This window comes from Mucilaginibacter sp. cycad4 (genome assembly GCF_034263275.1).
In the GTDB taxonomy this organism is placed as follows: Bacteria; Bacteroidota; Bacteroidia; order Sphingobacteriales; family Sphingobacteriaceae; genus Mucilaginibacter.
The window spans coordinates 5466212-5483836 of record NZ_CP139559.1; the positions used below are offsets into that span (position 1 = coordinate 5466212).

The window sequence follows — 17625 nt, forward strand, 5'->3', positions numbered from 1 at the left end:
TGCGTTTTATCTTCCATTTCTGCCAATTACACCTGTTTGATTTAACGTTGCTGTTGAAAGTAATATTTAACCATTAAATCATATTTTATGAAAAAATTTGTAATTGAAAGGGAGCTGCCAGGCGCCGGTAACCTGTCGGCCGAAGAATTACAGGCAATTTCACAGGCATCGTGTTCGGTTGTAAATGAATTGGGAAAGCCATACCATTGGATCCAGTCGTTTGTTACGGCTGATAAGATTTACTGCATCCACATTGCCGAAAGTGAAGATGTTGTTCGCGAGCACGCCATGAAAGGCGGCTTCCCGGTAACCAGCATTGCCGAAGTTAAAGCCATCATTGATCCAACAACAAGCACCGCGACAGTTTAATATCAATTGTCGACAGGTACCAACAAAGGAGGCCCGTATTAAAACTACGGGCCTCCTTATTATTTTATAGTGATGCATTTTAATTACCCGCCGAAGCTGAAGCAGTTGTTTTAAACAGCGGATCGGGTTTAAAATAATTGCCGCCTGCAAAACTGATCACGTAATCAGATTTAAAATGGGTGCTTTTTTTATAATAATCAGTACTGATGATCTGTGCGCCTGATTTTTGCGCTGCTATAAATGAGCTCATATCATTTGCGCGGGCCTCTTCCGTATCCGAATCGGCGCGGGTACGGATAATGTAACCCTTCTTAACCAGTTTCTGAATGACTGCAAGATCCTTTTTAGCATCGTTCATAATGTGAATAGCGGCTTCAGGTGTGCCCGGCAATGCATCGGCAAACAATACACGGCCTTTTAACGACGGGTGACCGGCGATATAAGAAGCCCTTTTTTCACCTTTTTCATCAAGAATAAAAATGAATTTGCCTTTGGCAGCTTTAAGCGTTGGCCAGTTGTTGTGCAATACAGCGGCTTCAAGGGTTTTGTATGTGCCGCGTACATCATCGGGCGTTATCAGGTATTGTTTACCCAGGTTATCCAATATCGCCTTGTCCAGGTCGGCAAAAGTTTTTGCTGTAAATTTCTCAGGAACGGTAAAACCAGTTTTTTTTGACGGCTCGTCTTTAGCATTCATGGTAATGTAAATGGGGTTATGACCGGGGTGCCCATCACTCCATTTTTTAAGCTCCTGCAGGCATAGCTTAAAAGTTGCACAGTTACTGCGGTAGTCGATATCCTCAATATGAAAAACCTTAAAACCGGGCTCTTTCATTAAACCCCGGGTATCAAATGCCGGCTGTCCCGGCACCCAGTCCAACCCTTTGGGGTGCGCGTATTTACCGCCCCTGGTATCGGCATACACATCTATTTCCAACGCGTTTAGGCCTAAGTTAAGCTGATCTGTAAGGCTGATATGTTCATAGTCGATCTTGCTCATACCAACCGAATCGCGCTTTTGCAAAAAACGGAATAGCTTGGGATCAATTGCCTGCTTATAGCTGTTGTGAGATCCTATTACCTGGAAATGGTTGATGGTTTGATTGTCGGGATCATTCTTAATTGCAGCTGCAGTAAGAATAATACCGGCAAGTAATCCGCCTATAAGTTTCATTGTTTAATTGGTTTTTATTGTTTAATAAATACAAAGCGCAAAGGAAACCCCTTGCGCTTTGTAAAAAATGGTATTATTAATAACCCGGGTTTTGTTTCAGGTTAGGGTTGGTTTTTAATTCGGTTGATGGAATCGGATATAACCTGCGGGTTGGATCGGTGTTCATTTTCAGGTCGTCTGTTTTGCCGCCCATAACCGGTAGTGGATATTCTTTCTCAAACAAACCATAACGGATCAGGTCATTACGGCGCCATGCTTCCCATGAAAGCTCACGTGCACGTTCGTCCAGCAGGCCGTCCAAATCAATTGATGTGGCAACCTCCGCATGGGCACGGGTGCGCAGTTTGTTTACCAATGTAAGTGGCGATTGGAAGTCGCCGTTTACTGTTGTTGGAGTAGCGCCGCGTAAAATAGCTTCAGCTTTCATCAGGTAAACATCCGCCAAACGAAATACCGGTACGTCATTGCTGTTTAAACGGGTAGCCTGGATAATATTAACATCCGGGTAGTATTTGATAGAGCGTACACCTTCCGATTGCGAGGTAACTACATCGTTACCCAGGTCCATAGGCTTTAAGCCGGTAAGGGTTAGGGTTGGGATGATATTAATTTGCTTGGTAGCATTCGGAGCTGGATAATAAACCGGTTGATTGGTAAATCCGCCGTTGCCATCAGGGTAATATTGCGGTCCGGCCAGCCATGTTTTGGTACGGTCATCGCCCGGGATGTTAAAGCGGTTATAAAACTCGGGCGTGGTGCTCATAGCAATACTTAAGCCCACGTTAAAGCCGTATGCATTAACCAGGTAGTAGAAGAAACCGAAACGGGTAAACTGGTTGCCCGGTATTTGCTGATCATAAGGAACTGCAAATATGGTTTCGTTAACCCCCGGCCCATTAGTTGGTAAAAATATATCCCTGTATTTAGCATCCAGGAAGTAGTTGGTATTGTTCTGAACGCTATCGCACATCGCTACTGTTTCCTGGTAGCGGTTTGAGTTAATATATACACCTGAGTTCAGGTACATTTTTGCAAGCAGGGCAAACACCATTCCTTTTGTCGGGCGGCCGTACTGCGATACGTTTGTTGCTGCGTTGCTGGTTTTGGCCGGCAATAATGGTAAAACGCTTTTTAGTTCGCTTTCAATAAACTCATATACTTTAGCACGCGGCTGATTGGCCGGTTGAGTAGTTACCGGGAAATCAGTAATGATAGGTACGTTACCATACAGATCCATCATGAAATAAAGGTATAACGCGCGCATGGCTTTAACCTCGGCAACAGACGATGCTTTTTTTGCCGCCGTTGATGATGAGGCATTGATTACGCTGATAATACGGTTACAGGTATTGATACCGCCAAAACCCCATTGCCATACGCTGATAACGTTAGGATGGTCAAATGTCCAGGTGTGGTAGTGCAACTGGCGGTACTGGCCACCATCGTCAAAGTTACCATCGCGGGCAGGAAGGATAGCCTCATCGGTAGACATGTCCTGCATGCGCCAGTAAGGCACCGCGTAGCTTGACGACAGGTTTGAATAAATGGTACCCAATAATGCTGTATAATCGGCATCGGTAACCGGGAAGTTTGACTTTACGTATTGTGATTCAACAGGTACATCTAATTTTGTACATGAATATGTGCTCATGATCACAGCAATAGCAGCACATATAAAAAATATCTTTTTCATCTTTTGTCTTTCTGAGTTTTTTTAGAATGATGCAGTTATACCTAAGCTGAACGTGCGTGTTTTAGGATAGAAATCGCGGTTATCGATCCCCGGGGTTAAGCCGCCGATATTAACTTCGGGATCAACACCCCGGTATTTGGTGATGATAAAAATGTTGTTGCCCGATGCATAAAAACGCAGGCTTTTAATGGCCTGGATATGTGGCTTAATGGTATAACCCAAAGTAGCGTTATCCAAACGCAGGTATGAACCACTCTCCAGGAAACGATCAGAAATCAGGTAAGCATTGATATCCTTAAATGATTCGCCTAAGGTAAACCTTGGGATGTTCTGCAATTTTGAATCGGCAGGGTTGTTCAACGATGCCAATGTTGCATTCAGGATTTTGTTGCCATAAACACCACGTACCAGGAAGTTTAAGTCGAAGCCTTTATAGAAGAAGCTGTTGCTCCAGCCATAAACCAATTTAGGCTGCGCATCATATTTAATAAACTGATCGGTAGTAAGCGGCTGCGTAGCAGTGGTTGATCCATCGGCTTTTTGATAGGTACTTACGCCGTTAGCGTTTTTACCGAGATAGTGCCACAGGTCAAAAGTACCGATAGCATAACCAGGCTGTATGATCTGGCTGTAATTGCCCGACTGGCCTTTACCGCCTAACTGGGCAGTTTGAATAAAGTTAAGACCGAACTGGCTGTTTGATAAGCTTTGAACAACGTTTTTGTTATGCGAAACGTTGAATGAAGTGCGCCAGGTAAAGGCTTGTGATTTCACCGGCACAGCGTTTATAACAACCTCGATACCGCTGTTTTTAATTTTACCTACGTTAGCAGTGTAAAACGGATAAAAATACAGCGTGGTTGATACCGGATAAGTGTAAATCAGGTCGGATGTTTTTTTGATATAATAATCTACCGAACCGGTTAAACGATTGTTGAAAAAGCCAAAATCCAAACCGATGTTGGTGGTAGCAGTACTTTCCCATTTCAGGTCCGGGTTATCATTACGTACCGGGCCAATAGGGTTAACGATGTTACCATTGCTTAAAAATTTACCGCCGCCGGGAGGCACACCGTAAATCAATCTTGCAGTAAAGGCATCGAAACCTAAGCTGTTACCAGATACACCATAACCAGCTCTTAACTTCAGGTCGCTGATAACCGGAACTGATTTCATGAACTCTTCGTTGATGATCTTCCATCCTGCAGAAACAGCCGGGAAGTAACCATGGCGCTGGTTAATACCAAATGCCGATGAACCGTCTTCCCTTAATGAAGCCTGTAACAGGTATTTATCCGAAAACTCGTACTGGGCACGGGCGTAGAAAGATACAAACCTCAGTGTAGAGATATAGGCAGGGTTAAATACTATTTGCGAAAGCTGGATTGGGTTTGAAAGCGCCAGGTAATTGTAAGTTAAAGCATCATTTGAGAAACCTTGAGTTTGCACACCAAAGCCATCGTTGTTACGATCTTGCTGATAAGAGTAACCACCCAATAATTTCAGTGAGTGCTTACCAAAAACGCGATCGTAGTTAAAATAAGCTTCAACAACGTTGCTTGTATTAGTGTAAGCGCTGCGCACAGCTACACCACCGGCGTTAACATATATGCCCGACTGGCTGGTAGAATAAGTGTTAACGTTATTTTGTTCTTTTTGGGTTGATCCTGACACGGTAAACTTCAACCCTTTCAAAATGTCCACAGAGGCAAAACCATTAATTAATGTTTTGTTGTTCTCTGTTTTGGTAAAGTTGTTATTAATTAAGCTCAGCGGGTTTAGAGGGCCGCTACCTGTACGGGTATAGTTTTCTTTATAAGTACCATCGGGGTTAAAAGGGCTAACCGTTGGCAGGTAGAATAAAATACCTGATAACACCTGGCTTTGGAAGATATCATTGTTTTTAGTAACACTGTTGGTAAGTGTAATACCCAGTTTTAAACGATCATTAAAAAACCGCTGGTTGATGTAACCTTTGTAAATGGTACGCTCCAGGCTGGTATTTTTCAGGATACCATTGTTTTTCATATAGTTTACGCTTGCGCCATACTCCGAATTAGTACCTGCACCGCCATATGAAAGATTATGATTTTGTGAATAGCCCGTTCTTTCGGCCAGTTTTTGCCAGTTGGTATTTGAACCATCGTCATCAGCAGTGCTTAATTTAGGCACGCCATTGTCGGTTAAATATTTACGCAGCTCGTCGCCGGTAAGTACATCAATGTTTTTTGATACGTTCTCAACAGCACCATAAGCGCTATAAGTTAAGCGGGTTTGACCGGCCTTGGCCCTGCGGGTAGTAACAATGATTACACCGTTAGCAGCACGTGAACCGTAAATTGCAGTTGAAGATGCATCTTTTAACACATCAATACTTTCGATATCGGCAGGGGCCAAAAGATCGATAGAGGCGCCCGGTACACCGTCAATTACGTAAAAAGGTTGCTGAGCAGCACCTTCACGCAAAGTTGATGGGCCCCTTAAAATGGTTGCAGGTTGTTTGTTAGGGTCGCCGCTTTTGGTGATGTTCAAACCGGCTACCTTACCCTGTAATAGTTCGGCAGGGGTGGTTAATACACCGGCGTTAAAATCCTCGGCTTTTACCGAAGTGATTGCTCCTGTTACATCTTTGCGGCTGGCGGTACCGTAACCGATAACCACAACATCTTTAAGCTGTTTGGTATCAGTTACCATGGTAACGTTTACTGTGTTCTTTTCGCCAACAGTAACTTCTTTGGGTACCGAACCTAAAAAGGTAAATTTAAGTACATCGCCGGCACCGCTTGTTTTTACGGTATAGGCACCGTTAGCGTTGGTTGAGGTTGATCTTCCCGAACTTTTTACGGTTACCACTACACCGGGTAAAGGAAGATTACTTTCGTCGGTAACGGTACCCTTTATGGTGCCGTCCTGTGCAAAAACCGCTGACGAGGCTATAAACATCAGCAGGAAAAGACAAATCGTTTTACTTTGTTCAAAAAAGAGCCTTAAAATAAATCTGTAGTTTTTTTTCATAGTTTTAATTAATGACAAACCCTGTTTTAATAGATGCCCGAGTTGAGATAGGAGGGCGATAATTGGTGCAAAGCAACGGTTGTTTTATTATCAGGAAATAAATATAGGGTTAACTTATCTATTAATTAAAATCAATATTGATTTTCTTATTTGTGCTGCTTTTAGTTGGTTTTCAGCTTTTTGCTATTGATAAACAAGCTGGCTTTGTTAACCGGGGATTAACAAGGTTTAAACTTTGGCGCTTTGTAAAAAGAGTGTTATGGAGCAACTGCTAAAAATTTGACCTTTTTACAATCGATGGAAAAAGATGCACTTAAGGCAATAGCCCAATTACCGGTAGGCCAGCGATATCATCGTGTAATGTTCATTGGTTTGGATTGTGAACATGAACTCATCGTTTTGAAATATCTTGCTGCCGGGTTTAGAATAAATTATATCTCTGAATTCGTGGCTTTCGAGATAACCCTGGAATGAGTGATCATGCAGCACAGGACACATATAAAGCAGCTGCTCCATTCTGGTAGCAAGGGCTGTTTTTCGTTGTTTGTTTTCCCATCTGTTTTTATCCTGGTTAAAGGCCCAGCCGCTGCTGATCTTATTGAGTTCGGTAGTATAAACGCCCGGCCCGGCTTTCATAAGCCGGATCATATCGGCGGGGGTCACTTCTCTTTCTGCTGTGCCCGATGGTTTACGCCATGGATGTAAAACTAATAATGACACCAATACTGCAACAATTAGTAAGGCCGCCCACAAGTAATTGCGATTTCTTTTGGGTTCGGTTATCAGCGGATATTCGTGCGGGAACAGTTCATTTTTGATCACAGAAAGCGTGTGCTTTGCTTCGGCCCGGGCAACGCCTTCTGCAACCAGTAAAGCTTCAATTTCATGATCCGAATTACCATCGGTTATCATCCATTTTATCTGGTCAATAATTTGTTGCTTATCCATTGATAATGGTAATGAGATCAGGTTTAGTTTTGAAACTCAAGATACCTATTTTATAAAGGAAACACAACAGGCAATAAAAATGCAGGTGGAGTTCTTTTAAAACACGAGGTGCCTATGGAACCTTATGTTGAATGGGTTTCGCCCCGCAAAAGCGCTCATTTTTTTAAAGCACAGTTTATAATTATTATTGCACCTCTTTAGCTCTTCAAAACCAAATGAAACGCATTCTTCCGGTAATTGTACTCTCGCAGTTTTTTTGTACTTCGTTGTGGTTTGCGGGTAACGCCGTTATGGGCGATATTGCTAAACAGCTGCAACTTGAACCATCGTACCTGGCATACTTAACAAGCGCTGTTCAGCTTGGGTTTATCACAGGCACCCTTGTTTTTGCCATCCTTGGTATTGCCGACAGGTTTTCACCTGTGCGGGTATTTTTTACCTGTGCGCTTACCGCCGCAGCTGTTAACGCGTTGGCATGTTTACCGGGAACGGATGCCGCCATGATATTAGTGCTAAGGTATACTACAGGTTTTTTCCTGGCCGGGATTTACCCGGTGGGCATGAAGATAGCCTCAGACCATTATCCGCAGGGATTGGGAAAAGCCCTCGGTTTTTTGGTTGGGGCATTGGTTTTAGGCACAGCGTTGCCGCACCTGCTTAAAAGCCTGATGGCAACGTTGCCATGGCGCTACGTTATCTTGTCGACCTCGATATTAGCCGCTTTGGGTGGATGTGCTATGATATTGCTGGTACCCGACGGCCCGGAAAGAAAGCCGGGAGTGGCGCTTAATCCGGCCGCATTTTTACAAAGTTTTGGCAACAGGCAATTCAGGGCGGCGGCCTTTGGTTATTTTGGCCACATGTGGGAACTGTATGCTTTTTGGGCCTTTATCCCCATGATACTAAATGCTTATAACGCCCGGTTTACAACTGCAGATCTGAATGTTCCCCTGTTATCCTTTCTCATTATTGGGGTGGGCGCACTGGCCTGTGCAGGAAGCGGTATTATATCGAAACATATGGGGGTAAAAAATGTAGCCACTGTTGCGTTGACAATTTCCTGCGCTTGTTGCCTGGTATCGCCGCTATTTTTATTTGCCGGCCCGACATGGATATTGATTTCATTTTTATTGATATGGAGTATTGCAGTCATTGCCGATTCGCCACTATTTTCAACATTGGTTGCGCAAAATGCCGATCAGCAATCAAAAGGTACCGCGCTAACTATTGTCAATTGCATCGGTTTTGCTATCACTATTGTAAGTATCCAACTGATCACCGCCTTTCGAACAGCCGAAAACGCGCGATATATTTATATGATACTGGCCATAGGGCCGGTTTTAGGGCTGGTTGCTTTAACCGGAAAGAAGAAGGTTTAAGAGGCTATTAAGACTGATGTCGGTAAACTTCATTACCGTTGGTTTTAACCAACGGAATAATGAGTAAAGATAAGGAGGGCTTCAGCCCCAATCAGCTTTTTTAATTGGGCTAAAGCCATGACATTGCAACTTTTTACCGTTGGTTAAAACCAACGGCAATGATTTTTGAATGCCTCTAACAGAAAATAAAAAGCCCCCGGTTTATGAAATCGGAGGCTTTTTATTAAAAAAAGAAAGGTCTGGTTATTACCTGAATTTTAAATTAACGCTGCCGCCTGATGCCTCTGCTTTAACCGGGATGCCGCCACCATTGTATTTGCCGTTAACCCGTTCTTTTTCCCATTGCCCGTTAAATTTAGCAACAGATGATGGCGATACACCTTCGCCCCTCAGGTCGAGGTCGTAGCCCTGGTTTTGCGGAAGTTCGATATCAACATTGCCGGCGCTTGATTCCAGTTTAAGGTACTTGCCAACCTTCAGCATTTGGGCGTACAGGCCGCCACCGCTGGTTTGTGCACTAACACTGCCAGCCATACGTTTAAGGCTGATGCTTCCGCCAGAAGTACTGGTGATCAGTTCGCCGCTGATGTTATTGCCGTCAACGCCGCCGCCGCTGGTTTCGGCGTTGATATTGCCTTTAAGATTTTCTAAAGTGATGCCGCCACCACTGGTTTCAAGCCTGATTTGGCCGTTACAGTTTTTGGCTTCGATACCGCCGCCGCTGGTTTCGAGCGAGATATCATCGCCTGAATTGGAAACATGAATGCCACCACCCGAAGTATTACCGCGGATGGTACCGTAAAGCCTGTCGATAGTTAAACCACCACCGCTGGTGCTGAATTTTTCGTTACCTTTTAAATTATCAAGACCAATACCGCCGCCGCTGGTTTCCAGGTTGGTTGAGCATTGCTGAGGTACATAAATGCGGAATGAGATGCTGAGCGTGCTTCTCCAGTTAAAAAAACTTTGGCGTTTGCTTTTGGCAACTGCTTTAACTTCATGCCCGCTAACAGAAATATCGAGGGTATAATCTTTATCAAGGCGTTTTTTGATCTCTTCTTTTGAAAGTTCGCTGCCGTTATTGCCTTTAATGTAAACTTCAACGCGCGGCGCCTGCCCGGCCTGCCCGCTAACCACAATACCACCGGCCGATGTGTTTACAATTACACTGTTAATAGCATCATTAGCTAATGATTTGGTGAGGTATAATGAACGGCTATCGCCGCTCTGGGCTACGGCCACAGCGGTTTGCCCGGCAAGCAAAAGGAGTAAAATATAATTTTTCATAAATGGGGTTTTAATGGTAATACAGCTATGACCACACTTTACCCCTATACGTTACAGGCGTTTTAATTTTTTATTTAACAGAGATATTATAAGAAGCTTTGGTGGCCGGATTTTGGCAGCCTTAGGCTCAACCAAGCAAATCCCATAAATTACCAAAGGGATCTTTAAAAACTGCAACTGTGCCATATGGTTCTGCCCGGGGTTCACGTACGAAGATGATACTTTTGTTCTGCATTGCACGGTAATCGCGCCAAAAATCATCGGTTTTCAAAAAAAGGAATACACGGCCACCTGTTTGCCACCCTATGCTGCGTTGCTGCTCTTCACCTACAGCCTTTGCCAACAATAAACTGCATTCTGCTGAACCCTTTGGCCTTACCAAAACCCACCTTTTATTTCATTGATCAGCGTGTCTTCGACCAGGTCGAAATTCAATTTTTCTGTATAGAATTGAATTGCTTCGTCATAATTGGTAACAACCACTGTAATGTGTGTTATAAATTGTTTCATAAGTAAGAGAATAAGGAGGTACAACAACATTTACAAAAGCATACTACGGCCGCCACTTAAACGCCATGCTGTCAATAGCCCGCATGGTACATAAAATACCATTTAAATGATCGTGCTCATGCTGCATCAGTTCAGACAAGGAATCCCTCATTATCCACTGCTGTTGCTGCCAGTTTTCGTCAAGATAATTTACGGTGATGGTTTTATGCCTTTTAACTTTTACCAGCAGGTTGGGAAAGCTCATGCAATCGTCCCAAAGTTCAAAAAGCTCATCGCTGGCATCCTGTATTTCGGGGTTAATGAAAACTACAGGCCTGTCAATATTCATGTAAACGAGGCGTTTCATAATGCCCAGTTGGGGAGCCGCGATAGCCCGGCCGAAATGGTACTTCTGCCTGATCTCCTGCATTACATTGTGCAAGTCCTCAACCCAGCCGCTTACCAGCGGCAATTCGTTTTGTAATACCGGCGGGCAAACCTGGTAAAGGCGCTCATCGCCAAGCAGCAAAATATCGTTCAGTTTTTTCATTCCATAGTAAAAGTAAATTTATTATTCCCTGGGCAACATTAATATCTTATGAATTGCTTTAACTTTATATTAGCCAACTGACGCCCGTTGTTTTCCCGGATTGCGAAACTAAAATAAGCGGAGAGCGGGAAAGTTAAATATTGACTCCCTTTTCCTAATAAAGTTTTTTTGTAGTTAGTTTATAATAATATGCAGCCAAAAGAAATTTTAAGAGAGCACGTAAGCAAAACAGTCTCGCTGACCGATGATCAGTTCGATTATTTCTTTTCGCATTTTACCTACAAAACATTCAAAAAAGGGCAAACCATCATAGGGGAAGGTGATAAAGTAGACTGTGAGTATTTTGTACTTTCGGGCTATCTGAAGTCGTTTTTTATTAACGACGACATGAAAATGTTCATCCTGCAGTTTGCCATGCCCACCTGGTGGGCTTCAGATTATAACGCGCTTTACAGCGGCGAACGCGCTACAGTTAACCTGGATTGTATTACGGATGCCGAAGTACTTTGCCTCACCGGCAATGACCGCGAAAAGCTTTGCAGTGAAATTCACGCAGGCGAACATTTCTTTCGCTGGCGTACCAATAAAGGCTATGTGGCCACCCAAAAAAGGCTGCTATCGTTAATGAATAACGACGCCAAACATCGTTATGAAGAACTGCTGGCGCAGTACCCTGCTTTGTATAATGTGGTTCCAAAACAACTAATAGCCTCGTATTTAGGCGTTTCAAGGGAAACATTGAGCCGTTTATACCATTCCTAAAATGTGATGTACATCACATAAATAAAGCGGTGTTTCAATTGTGATGTAGGTCACACAGTTTCCAGGCCATTAGTCCCCAACTTTGTATTGTCATTAAAGACATAACAAAATGGAAACTCAAAAATTTGAAATCATCAGCGCAAAAAGTAACATCGACTGGGTTGGTCGTAAAGTTACAGGCGCACACAATGGTACCATCGCTATAAAAGAAGGCTCTTTAACTTTTGCAGACGGTCAATTAACAGGCGGCAAGTTCGATATCGACACCACCTCTATTAAAATTCTTGACATAACTGATCCGGCAACCAACGCCCAGTTTGCAGGCCACCTTGCTTCCGACGACTTCTTTAATTCAGAAAATTATCCTGAAGCCCAATTTGTGCTTACAGCTATCAACAAAGGCAGTAACGACACTTATCGCATTACCGGTGACCTGACCATAAAAGGCATTACCCATGCTGTAGGTTTTGACGCACAAGTTAGCCGCGCCGCCGATACCGTAAGCGCCACCGGTAAGGTTGTGGTTGACCGTACCAAATATGGTATGAGGTTTCGTTCCGGGAACTTTTTTAAAGACCTGGGCGATACGCTTATCTACAATGATTTTGACCTGAATGTAAACATAACCGCAAAAGCTGTTTAAAAACAGCTTTTGCTTAAAAACCAAAGCCATGCCATACGTAAAAATTGAACTGACCCGCGAAGGTGTTACCCGCGAGCAGAAACAAACCCTGATAAAGGGTGTAACCGATTTGATTACCAATACCCTGAACAAAGACCCGCATTTAACCCATGTAGTAATCAGCGAAGTTGAGCTGGATGATTGGGGATATGCCGGCGAGCAGGTATCAGTACTAAGAGAAAAAGGCATCACTGCCGATAAAAGTAAAACAATGAAAAAGCAAACAATAATCGTTACCGGAGCATCATCTGGTATCGGTAAAGAAATAGCCCGTTATTTTTTAGAAAAGGGCGATAACGTAGTCATCAACTCAACAACTGCCGATAAGCTGGAAGCTGTTTACCAGGAGCTTGGCGCAGGCGATAACCTGGCTATGGTTGCCGGAAATGTAAGTGATAAAGCCACTGGCGAAAAGCTGGCCCAAACAGCAATTGATAAATTTGGAAGCGTGGATGTGCTGATCAACAACGCCGGTATTTTTGAAACCAGGCCGTTTCTTGAGGTTGATGAAGCATATCTCGACCGTTTTTTAAACACCAACCTTAAAGGTACTTACTTCACCACCCAGGCCGCTATTCCGCAAATGCTTAAACAGCATGATGGTGTGGTGATCAATATAGGCACCCCCTTGGTTAACCATGCCCTTGGAGGAGTGCCCATTACAGCACAAATGGCATCAAAAGGTGCAATACATGCGCTTACCATACAACTGGCCGGCGAGTTTGGTAAAGATAATATCCGGATAAACACCATTGCGCCCGGTACTATCCGTACCCCAATGCACGGCGATGATGCCGACCAAAGCGCTGGGTTACACCTGCTAAACCGGGTGGGCGAAGTGGAAGATGTAGCCCAAATGGTATACGCCGTTGCCAAAAACAATTTCATCAGCGGGGCCATTATCAATGTTGATGGAGGCATGGCAGCAGGCCATAATTTAAATTGAGTGTAAAATTCTTTTAGCAATTGCATTATGCCTTGCTTAACGGCAGGCATAATGTTTAATTTATCAATAAAAATGGAAACTAACGATCAAAGCAAAGCTGCCATTGAACAGGCGCTTGAAAATTACTACTTCAAAGGGATTTATGAAGGTAATTTGGATTTGTTAAACCAGGTAATGAATACCGGTACCCTGCTTTTTGGCGATGTAAAAGGACAGCCTTATGCCAAAACATTGGATGTTTATCTGGACGGGGTAAAAAACAGGGTAAGTCCCAAAGATTCGGGCAAACCATTTGACGGGAAAATCATTTCTGTTAAAGCAGTAAATTCAATTGCTGTTGCCGAAGTACAGGTAAAAATGTACGATTTTAATTATCATGAGTTTTTATCGTTCCATAAACTCGACGGCAAGTGGCTCATTGTAAATAAAATGATCAGCGATACAAATTGATGCCGTTTCAACGATAAATTGACCGATAGTCTTTAGTCTAAAGTCGTAAGCTCCAAGTGTAGAAAAAGAAAATCAGACTTGTGACTCAGTACTTAAGACTATCGACTTAACACTAAAACCATGTGGTATAACACAAAAGCAACGGAACTATTGGGCATTGATTACCCTATTTTGCAGGGGCCTTTTGGCGGTAATTTATCCTCGGTTGAATTGGTCGCCTCGGTATCAAATGCAGGCGGGCTGGGCGGTTATGGGGCATATACCCTCAGCGCACCCGAAATTGCAGCGGTAGATAAACAGATCAAAGCGGCAACCAATAAACCGTATAATATCAACATATGGGTTTCGGAAACCGATGCACCTGGCGGAACAGCAACAGATGAGCAGTACGAACACGCAAAGCAATTGTTTAAACCCTATTTTGATGAAGCCGGGATCCCTTTGCCGCCTAAGCCTGATCCTTTTAAATTACGGTTCGAAAACCAGTTGCAGGTGATCCTTGACCTGCGCCCAAAAGTATTCAGCTTTATGTTTGGCACATTGCCCGCCGATGTGATGGAACAGTGCCGCAGGTTAGGCATTGTAACCGTGGGCGCAGCTACCACGCTGGATGAGGCTACAGCATTAGAGGCAAGCGGAGTGGATCTGATCATAGCCTCAGGCTTTGAAGCCGGTGGCCACAGGCCATCATTTCTCGCCCCGGCCGAAGCATCAACCACCGGTACTTTTGTGTTACTTCAATTGATTAAGGAGAAGGTAAAAGTACCCGTTATTGCTGCCGGGGGCATTGCTAATGGCCGGGGGGTAGCCGGGGCCTTAACGCTGGGGGCCGATGCCGTGCAGATAGGTACAGCGTTTTTGGCATGTGATGAATCGGGTGCGCTTCCTATCCACAGGCAAATGCTTTTTTCGGATGCGGCAAAATATACTACCTTATCCCGTGCATTTACCGGCAGGCTTGGCCGGGGTATTACCAGCAGGGTTGCTAAGGACCTGGCCGGAAAAGAAGCCGGCTTTTTACCATTTCCCCTGCAAACAACTTTTATGTCGCCGTTAAGAAAAGCCGCGCTTGAGCAGCAAAAATGGGATATGATTTTGTTTTGGGGAGGGCAGGTAGCGCCAATATTAAAACACACCAAAGCCGCCGCGCTGATGCAATCAATAATTGAAGATACTACCAAAATCATGAACCCATGAAAAGCGAAGTTAATGTAATCTACCTGGGAGGGCCAACAATTATTTTGGAGATCGGCGGCTTAAGGCTCATGACCGATCCTACGCTTGACCCGGCCGGCGAGCAATTTATGATCAATGATAAGCCTGCCTACCATAAAACTGAAGGCCCGGCTACTACCGACATCGGTAAAATAGATGTGGTTTTGCTAAGCCACGATCAACATGGCGATAATCTTGACCACGCCGGCCGGGAGTTGCTGAAACAGGTTGATAAAACATTAACCACCCAAATAGGGGCCGAACGCCTTGGTGGTAATGCCATTGGCCTGGCCCCATGGGAAAGCATCGCGCTTAACGATGAAGTAGTTATAACCGGCACACCGGCAAGGCATGGTCCCGCAGGCAGCGAAAAACTTACCGGCGATGTAACGGGTTTTATTGTAACTATTGCCGGGCTCCAGATCTATATCACCGGGGATACCGTGTTTTACGATGGAGTGAAAGAGGTTGCAGAAAAATTTAAACCTCAATATGTATTCATATTTGCCGGGGCAGCCAAACCCCGTGGTCCGTTCAATGTAACTATGGGCACTAATGATGCTATTGATACCGCCTTTGCTTTTCCCGGTGCTACAATTATCCCGGTGCATTTTGAGGGCTGGTCGCATTATACCGAAACGGGCGAAATGCTGCAGCAATCATTTAACGCGCTCGGTATTGGCGGGCAACTCAGGATTTTAGAGCCGGGCGTAAAAACAAATTTATAAGTAATTGCCGGTGTGCATTTATGGGCTGCGCGTCATAGCTTCCTTATCCGGCAAACAACGGATCAAAAACTATCGCCTATACCGTCGCCAAACGTGCAGCCATTTTTTATTGTTAGGATAGCGCCTGTGATTGGTCATGTTGTTAAACAAAACAGCTATCAGCAGCAGGATCACCGCTCCGGATAATACCGGGCTTAATACGTACAGGTAACCAAGCGCCTTAATTTTTTCCGAACCGATATTGGCTATCAATGCGGTTGCTCCGCCCGGCGGGTGCAGGGTTTTGGTTATTTGCATCAATACGATGGATACAGACACCGACAGAGCCGCCGCCAGCCATATTTCATGCGGGATCAGCTTGTGCATGGTAACGCCAACCAGCGCGCAAATCACATGCCCGCCAATAAGGTTGCGGGGTTGTGCCAGCGGACTGTTAATGATACCATATATCAAAACCGATGATGCCCCGAACGAGCCTATCAGGAACAGGTTATCCGTGGCGCTAAAATATCTGTTATTTAATAAGCCAATAAGCGCTATGCCCGCAAACGAGCTGATAAACGTCCAGAAATGCTCCCTGAAATCAATGAGGGTTTCTTTGTAAACGATGTATTTTGCTGTACGTATGTGTTTATGGATCCTTCTTCTCATATCATTACCGTTCGTGCCCGGTAGTTTGGTGTTCTTTTAAAATTTCCGGCTCTTCAATGGGCTCAAGCACTTTTTTAGCAGCGCGCTCTGTAGCAAATGAAGCCACCACGCACGTAACCAGTATCAGGATAACGGTACCATTCAAAATATTATCATCAATAATCTGCGCCTTGTATCCCACTAAAATAATGGCCAGGGTAGCCGCGGCGTGTGCGCTGCTTAAACCGAAAATGAGGTTACGCTGCGTACCCGAATATTTAAATATTTTTTGGGTGGATAATGCAGCCAGCCATTTACCTAACAAAGCACCAAGCGTTAAGCTTACTGCCACAATGGTAGCCTGCGGCCCGCGGCCCAGCACACGCAGATCAACCAGCATACCTACACTAATCAGGAAGAATGGGATAAATATGGCGTTGCCCACAAAATCAATCCTGCTCATTAAGGTTGATGACTGCTGCACCGCTTTATTTAAGGCAAGCCCCGCCACAAAAGCCCCAATAATGGGCTCAACTCCTGCCAGCTGCGATAGAAAAGCCGACAGGAACACAATAAAAAGCACAAACACATATGGCAGCGTTTTACTGTCGCGATAGCGGTTAAAAAACCAGTTTGCCAGCGGCGGGATCAGCACAAACATGATAAATGCGAATATCGAAAGCGAGATCATCAGCTGCAGCCAAAAGCCGAAACCCAGCCCGCCATCCTTAGCGCCCATAATTACGGGCAGCAAAATCAATACGGCGGTATCGGTCAATATGGTTCCGCCTACGCTTATCGCTACGGCCTCATTTTTTGCGATGCCATATTTGCTCACTATGGGATAGGCCACCAGTGTATGCGTGGCAAACATACTGGCCGTTAAAGCCGATGTTATTAACGAATAACCCAACACGTAATAACAAACAGGAAAACCGATGAGTATGGGAATGCAGAAAGTAAAGAAGCCAAACACAAAGCTTTTGTGTTTCTTCTGCTTAAACTCGTTCAGATCAAGCTCGATGCCGGCGATGAACATAATATAAAGCAGCCCGATGGTAGAGAACAGCTCAACCGCCGAGTTTTTGGTGAGCAGGTTTAACCCATGCGGACCAACCGCTATGCCAGCCATAATAAAACCCACAATACCCGGAATTTTGAACTTGCCCATGATGATTGGAGCAAGTAGTATGATCAATAATATCAGCGAGAAAACAAGTACCGGGTTACTAAACGGCAGCTCAAGCTGCTGTGTTAACCGGCCCAGGATATCGGCATTATGCATGCCGCAAATTTAACACATAATCG

At 44.4% G+C, this 17625-nt stretch carries 18 protein-coding genes; 8 read left to right on the forward strand and 10 right to left on the reverse strand.

The genetic code is table 11. From position 1 onward, the window contains the following. Window positions 1-87 precede the first annotated feature (87 nt). Window positions 88-369 carry a DUF4242 domain-containing protein gene (locus SNE26_RS22205; protein WP_129569447.1) on the forward strand — a complete coding sequence of 94 codons (282 nt, stop codon included), beginning with the start codon at window positions 88-90 and terminating at the stop codon, window positions 367-369. 79 nt (window positions 370-448) lie between these two features. Here SNE26_RS22205 and SNE26_RS22210 read toward each other — a convergent pair whose 3' ends face one another. The 4 genes from SNE26_RS22210 to SNE26_RS22225 all read right to left on the reverse strand — a co-directional run bounded on the left by SNE26_RS22210 (window position 449) and on the right by SNE26_RS22225 (window position 7199). Continuing rightward, entirely contained in the window at window positions 449-1543 is a 1095-nt protein-coding gene (locus tag SNE26_RS22210; RefSeq protein WP_321556065.1) for a phosphatidylinositol-specific phospholipase C1-like protein, read from the reverse strand. Between the two features lie 76 nt (window positions 1544-1619). Further along, window positions 1620-3236 carry a RagB/SusD family nutrient uptake outer membrane protein gene (locus SNE26_RS22215; protein ID WP_321556066.1) on the reverse strand — a complete coding sequence of 539 codons (1617 nt, stop codon included), beginning with the start codon at window positions 3234-3236 and terminating at the stop codon, window positions 1620-1622. A 21-nt stretch (window positions 3237-3257) separates the two neighbouring features. Then, window positions 3258-6251, reverse strand: coding sequence for a TonB-dependent receptor (locus SNE26_RS22220; protein ID WP_321556067.1), 2994 nt, complete (start codon window positions 6249-6251; stop codon window positions 3258-3260). A gap of 330 nt (window positions 6252-6581) precedes the next feature. After that, window positions 6582-7199, reverse strand: coding sequence for a hypothetical protein (locus tag SNE26_RS22225; RefSeq protein ID WP_321556068.1), 618 nt, complete (start codon window positions 7197-7199; stop codon window positions 6582-6584). A 215-nt stretch (window positions 7200-7414) separates the two neighbouring features. Here SNE26_RS22225 and SNE26_RS22230 point away from each other — a divergent pair, with 215 nt between their 5' ends. Beyond that, window positions 7415-8578, forward strand: coding sequence for an MFS transporter (locus tag SNE26_RS22230; protein WP_321556069.1), 1164 nt, complete (start codon window positions 7415-7417; stop codon window positions 8576-8578). 246 nt (window positions 8579-8824) lie between these two features. Here SNE26_RS22230 and SNE26_RS22235 read toward each other — a convergent pair whose 3' ends face one another. From SNE26_RS22235 to SNE26_RS22250, 4 genes are all read right to left on the reverse strand, one after another. Beyond that, window positions 8825-9865 carry a DUF4097 family beta strand repeat-containing protein gene (locus SNE26_RS22235; protein ID WP_321556070.1) on the reverse strand — a complete coding sequence of 347 codons (1041 nt, stop codon included), beginning with the start codon at window positions 9863-9865 and terminating at the stop codon, window positions 8825-8827. 127 nt (window positions 9866-9992) lie between these two features. Beyond that, on the reverse strand, window positions 9993-10247 hold the full coding sequence (locus SNE26_RS22240) for a VOC family protein (RefSeq protein WP_321556071.1): 255 nt from the start codon (window positions 10245-10247) through the stop codon (window positions 9993-9995). After that, complete coding sequence (locus SNE26_RS22245; RefSeq protein WP_321556072.1) at window positions 10241-10375, reverse strand: VOC family protein; 135 nt, start codon at window positions 10373-10375, stop codon at window positions 10241-10243. The genes SNE26_RS22240 and SNE26_RS22245 overlap by 7 nt, the downstream gene beginning before the upstream one ends. 43 nt (window positions 10376-10418) lie before the next feature. Further along, on the reverse strand, window positions 10419-10904 hold the full coding sequence (locus tag SNE26_RS22250) for a peptide deformylase (RefSeq protein ID WP_321556073.1): 486 nt from the start codon (window positions 10902-10904) through the stop codon (window positions 10419-10421). Between the two features lie 189 nt (window positions 10905-11093). Here SNE26_RS22250 and SNE26_RS22255 point away from each other — a divergent pair, with 189 nt between their 5' ends. From SNE26_RS22255 to SNE26_RS22280, 6 genes are all read left to right on the forward strand, one after another. Beyond that, entirely contained in the window at window positions 11094-11666 is a 573-nt protein-coding gene (locus SNE26_RS22255; RefSeq protein ID WP_321556074.1) for a Crp/Fnr family transcriptional regulator, read from the forward strand. Window positions 11667-11775: 109 nt separating this feature from the next. Next, window positions 11776-12309, forward strand: a complete 534-nt coding sequence (locus SNE26_RS22260; protein WP_321556075.1) for a YceI family protein — start codon at window positions 11776-11778, stop codon at window positions 12307-12309. Between the two features lie 28 nt (window positions 12310-12337). After that, a complete protein-coding gene (locus tag SNE26_RS22265; protein ID WP_321556076.1) occupies window positions 12338-13294 on the forward strand; it encodes an SDR family NAD(P)-dependent oxidoreductase in 957 nt (318 codons plus the stop codon). 72 nt (window positions 13295-13366) lie between these two features. Beyond that, a complete protein-coding gene (locus tag SNE26_RS22270; protein WP_218134502.1) occupies window positions 13367-13744 on the forward strand; it encodes a nuclear transport factor 2 family protein in 378 nt (125 codons plus the stop codon). Window positions 13745-13864: 120 nt separating this feature from the next. Further along, a complete protein-coding gene (locus SNE26_RS22275) occupies window positions 13865-14941 on the forward strand; it encodes a nitronate monooxygenase (protein ID WP_321556077.1) in 1077 nt (358 codons plus the stop codon). Continuing rightward, entirely contained in the window at window positions 14938-15687 is a 750-nt protein-coding gene (locus tag SNE26_RS22280) for an MBL fold metallo-hydrolase (protein ID WP_321556078.1), read from the forward strand. Before SNE26_RS22275 ends, SNE26_RS22280 begins: the two co-directional genes overlap by 4 nt. A 69-nt stretch (window positions 15688-15756) precedes the next feature. Here the strand turns inward: SNE26_RS22280 and SNE26_RS22285 are convergent, their stop codons facing one another. After that, complete coding sequence (locus SNE26_RS22285; protein WP_321556079.1) at window positions 15757-16338, reverse strand: HPP family protein; 582 nt, start codon at window positions 16336-16338, stop codon at window positions 15757-15759. 4 nt (window positions 16339-16342) lie between these two features. Continuing rightward, on the reverse strand, window positions 16343-17602 hold the full coding sequence (locus tag SNE26_RS22290; protein WP_321556080.1) for a cation:proton antiporter: 1260 nt from the start codon (window positions 17600-17602) through the stop codon (window positions 16343-16345). Window positions 17603-17625: the final 23 nt, after the last annotated feature.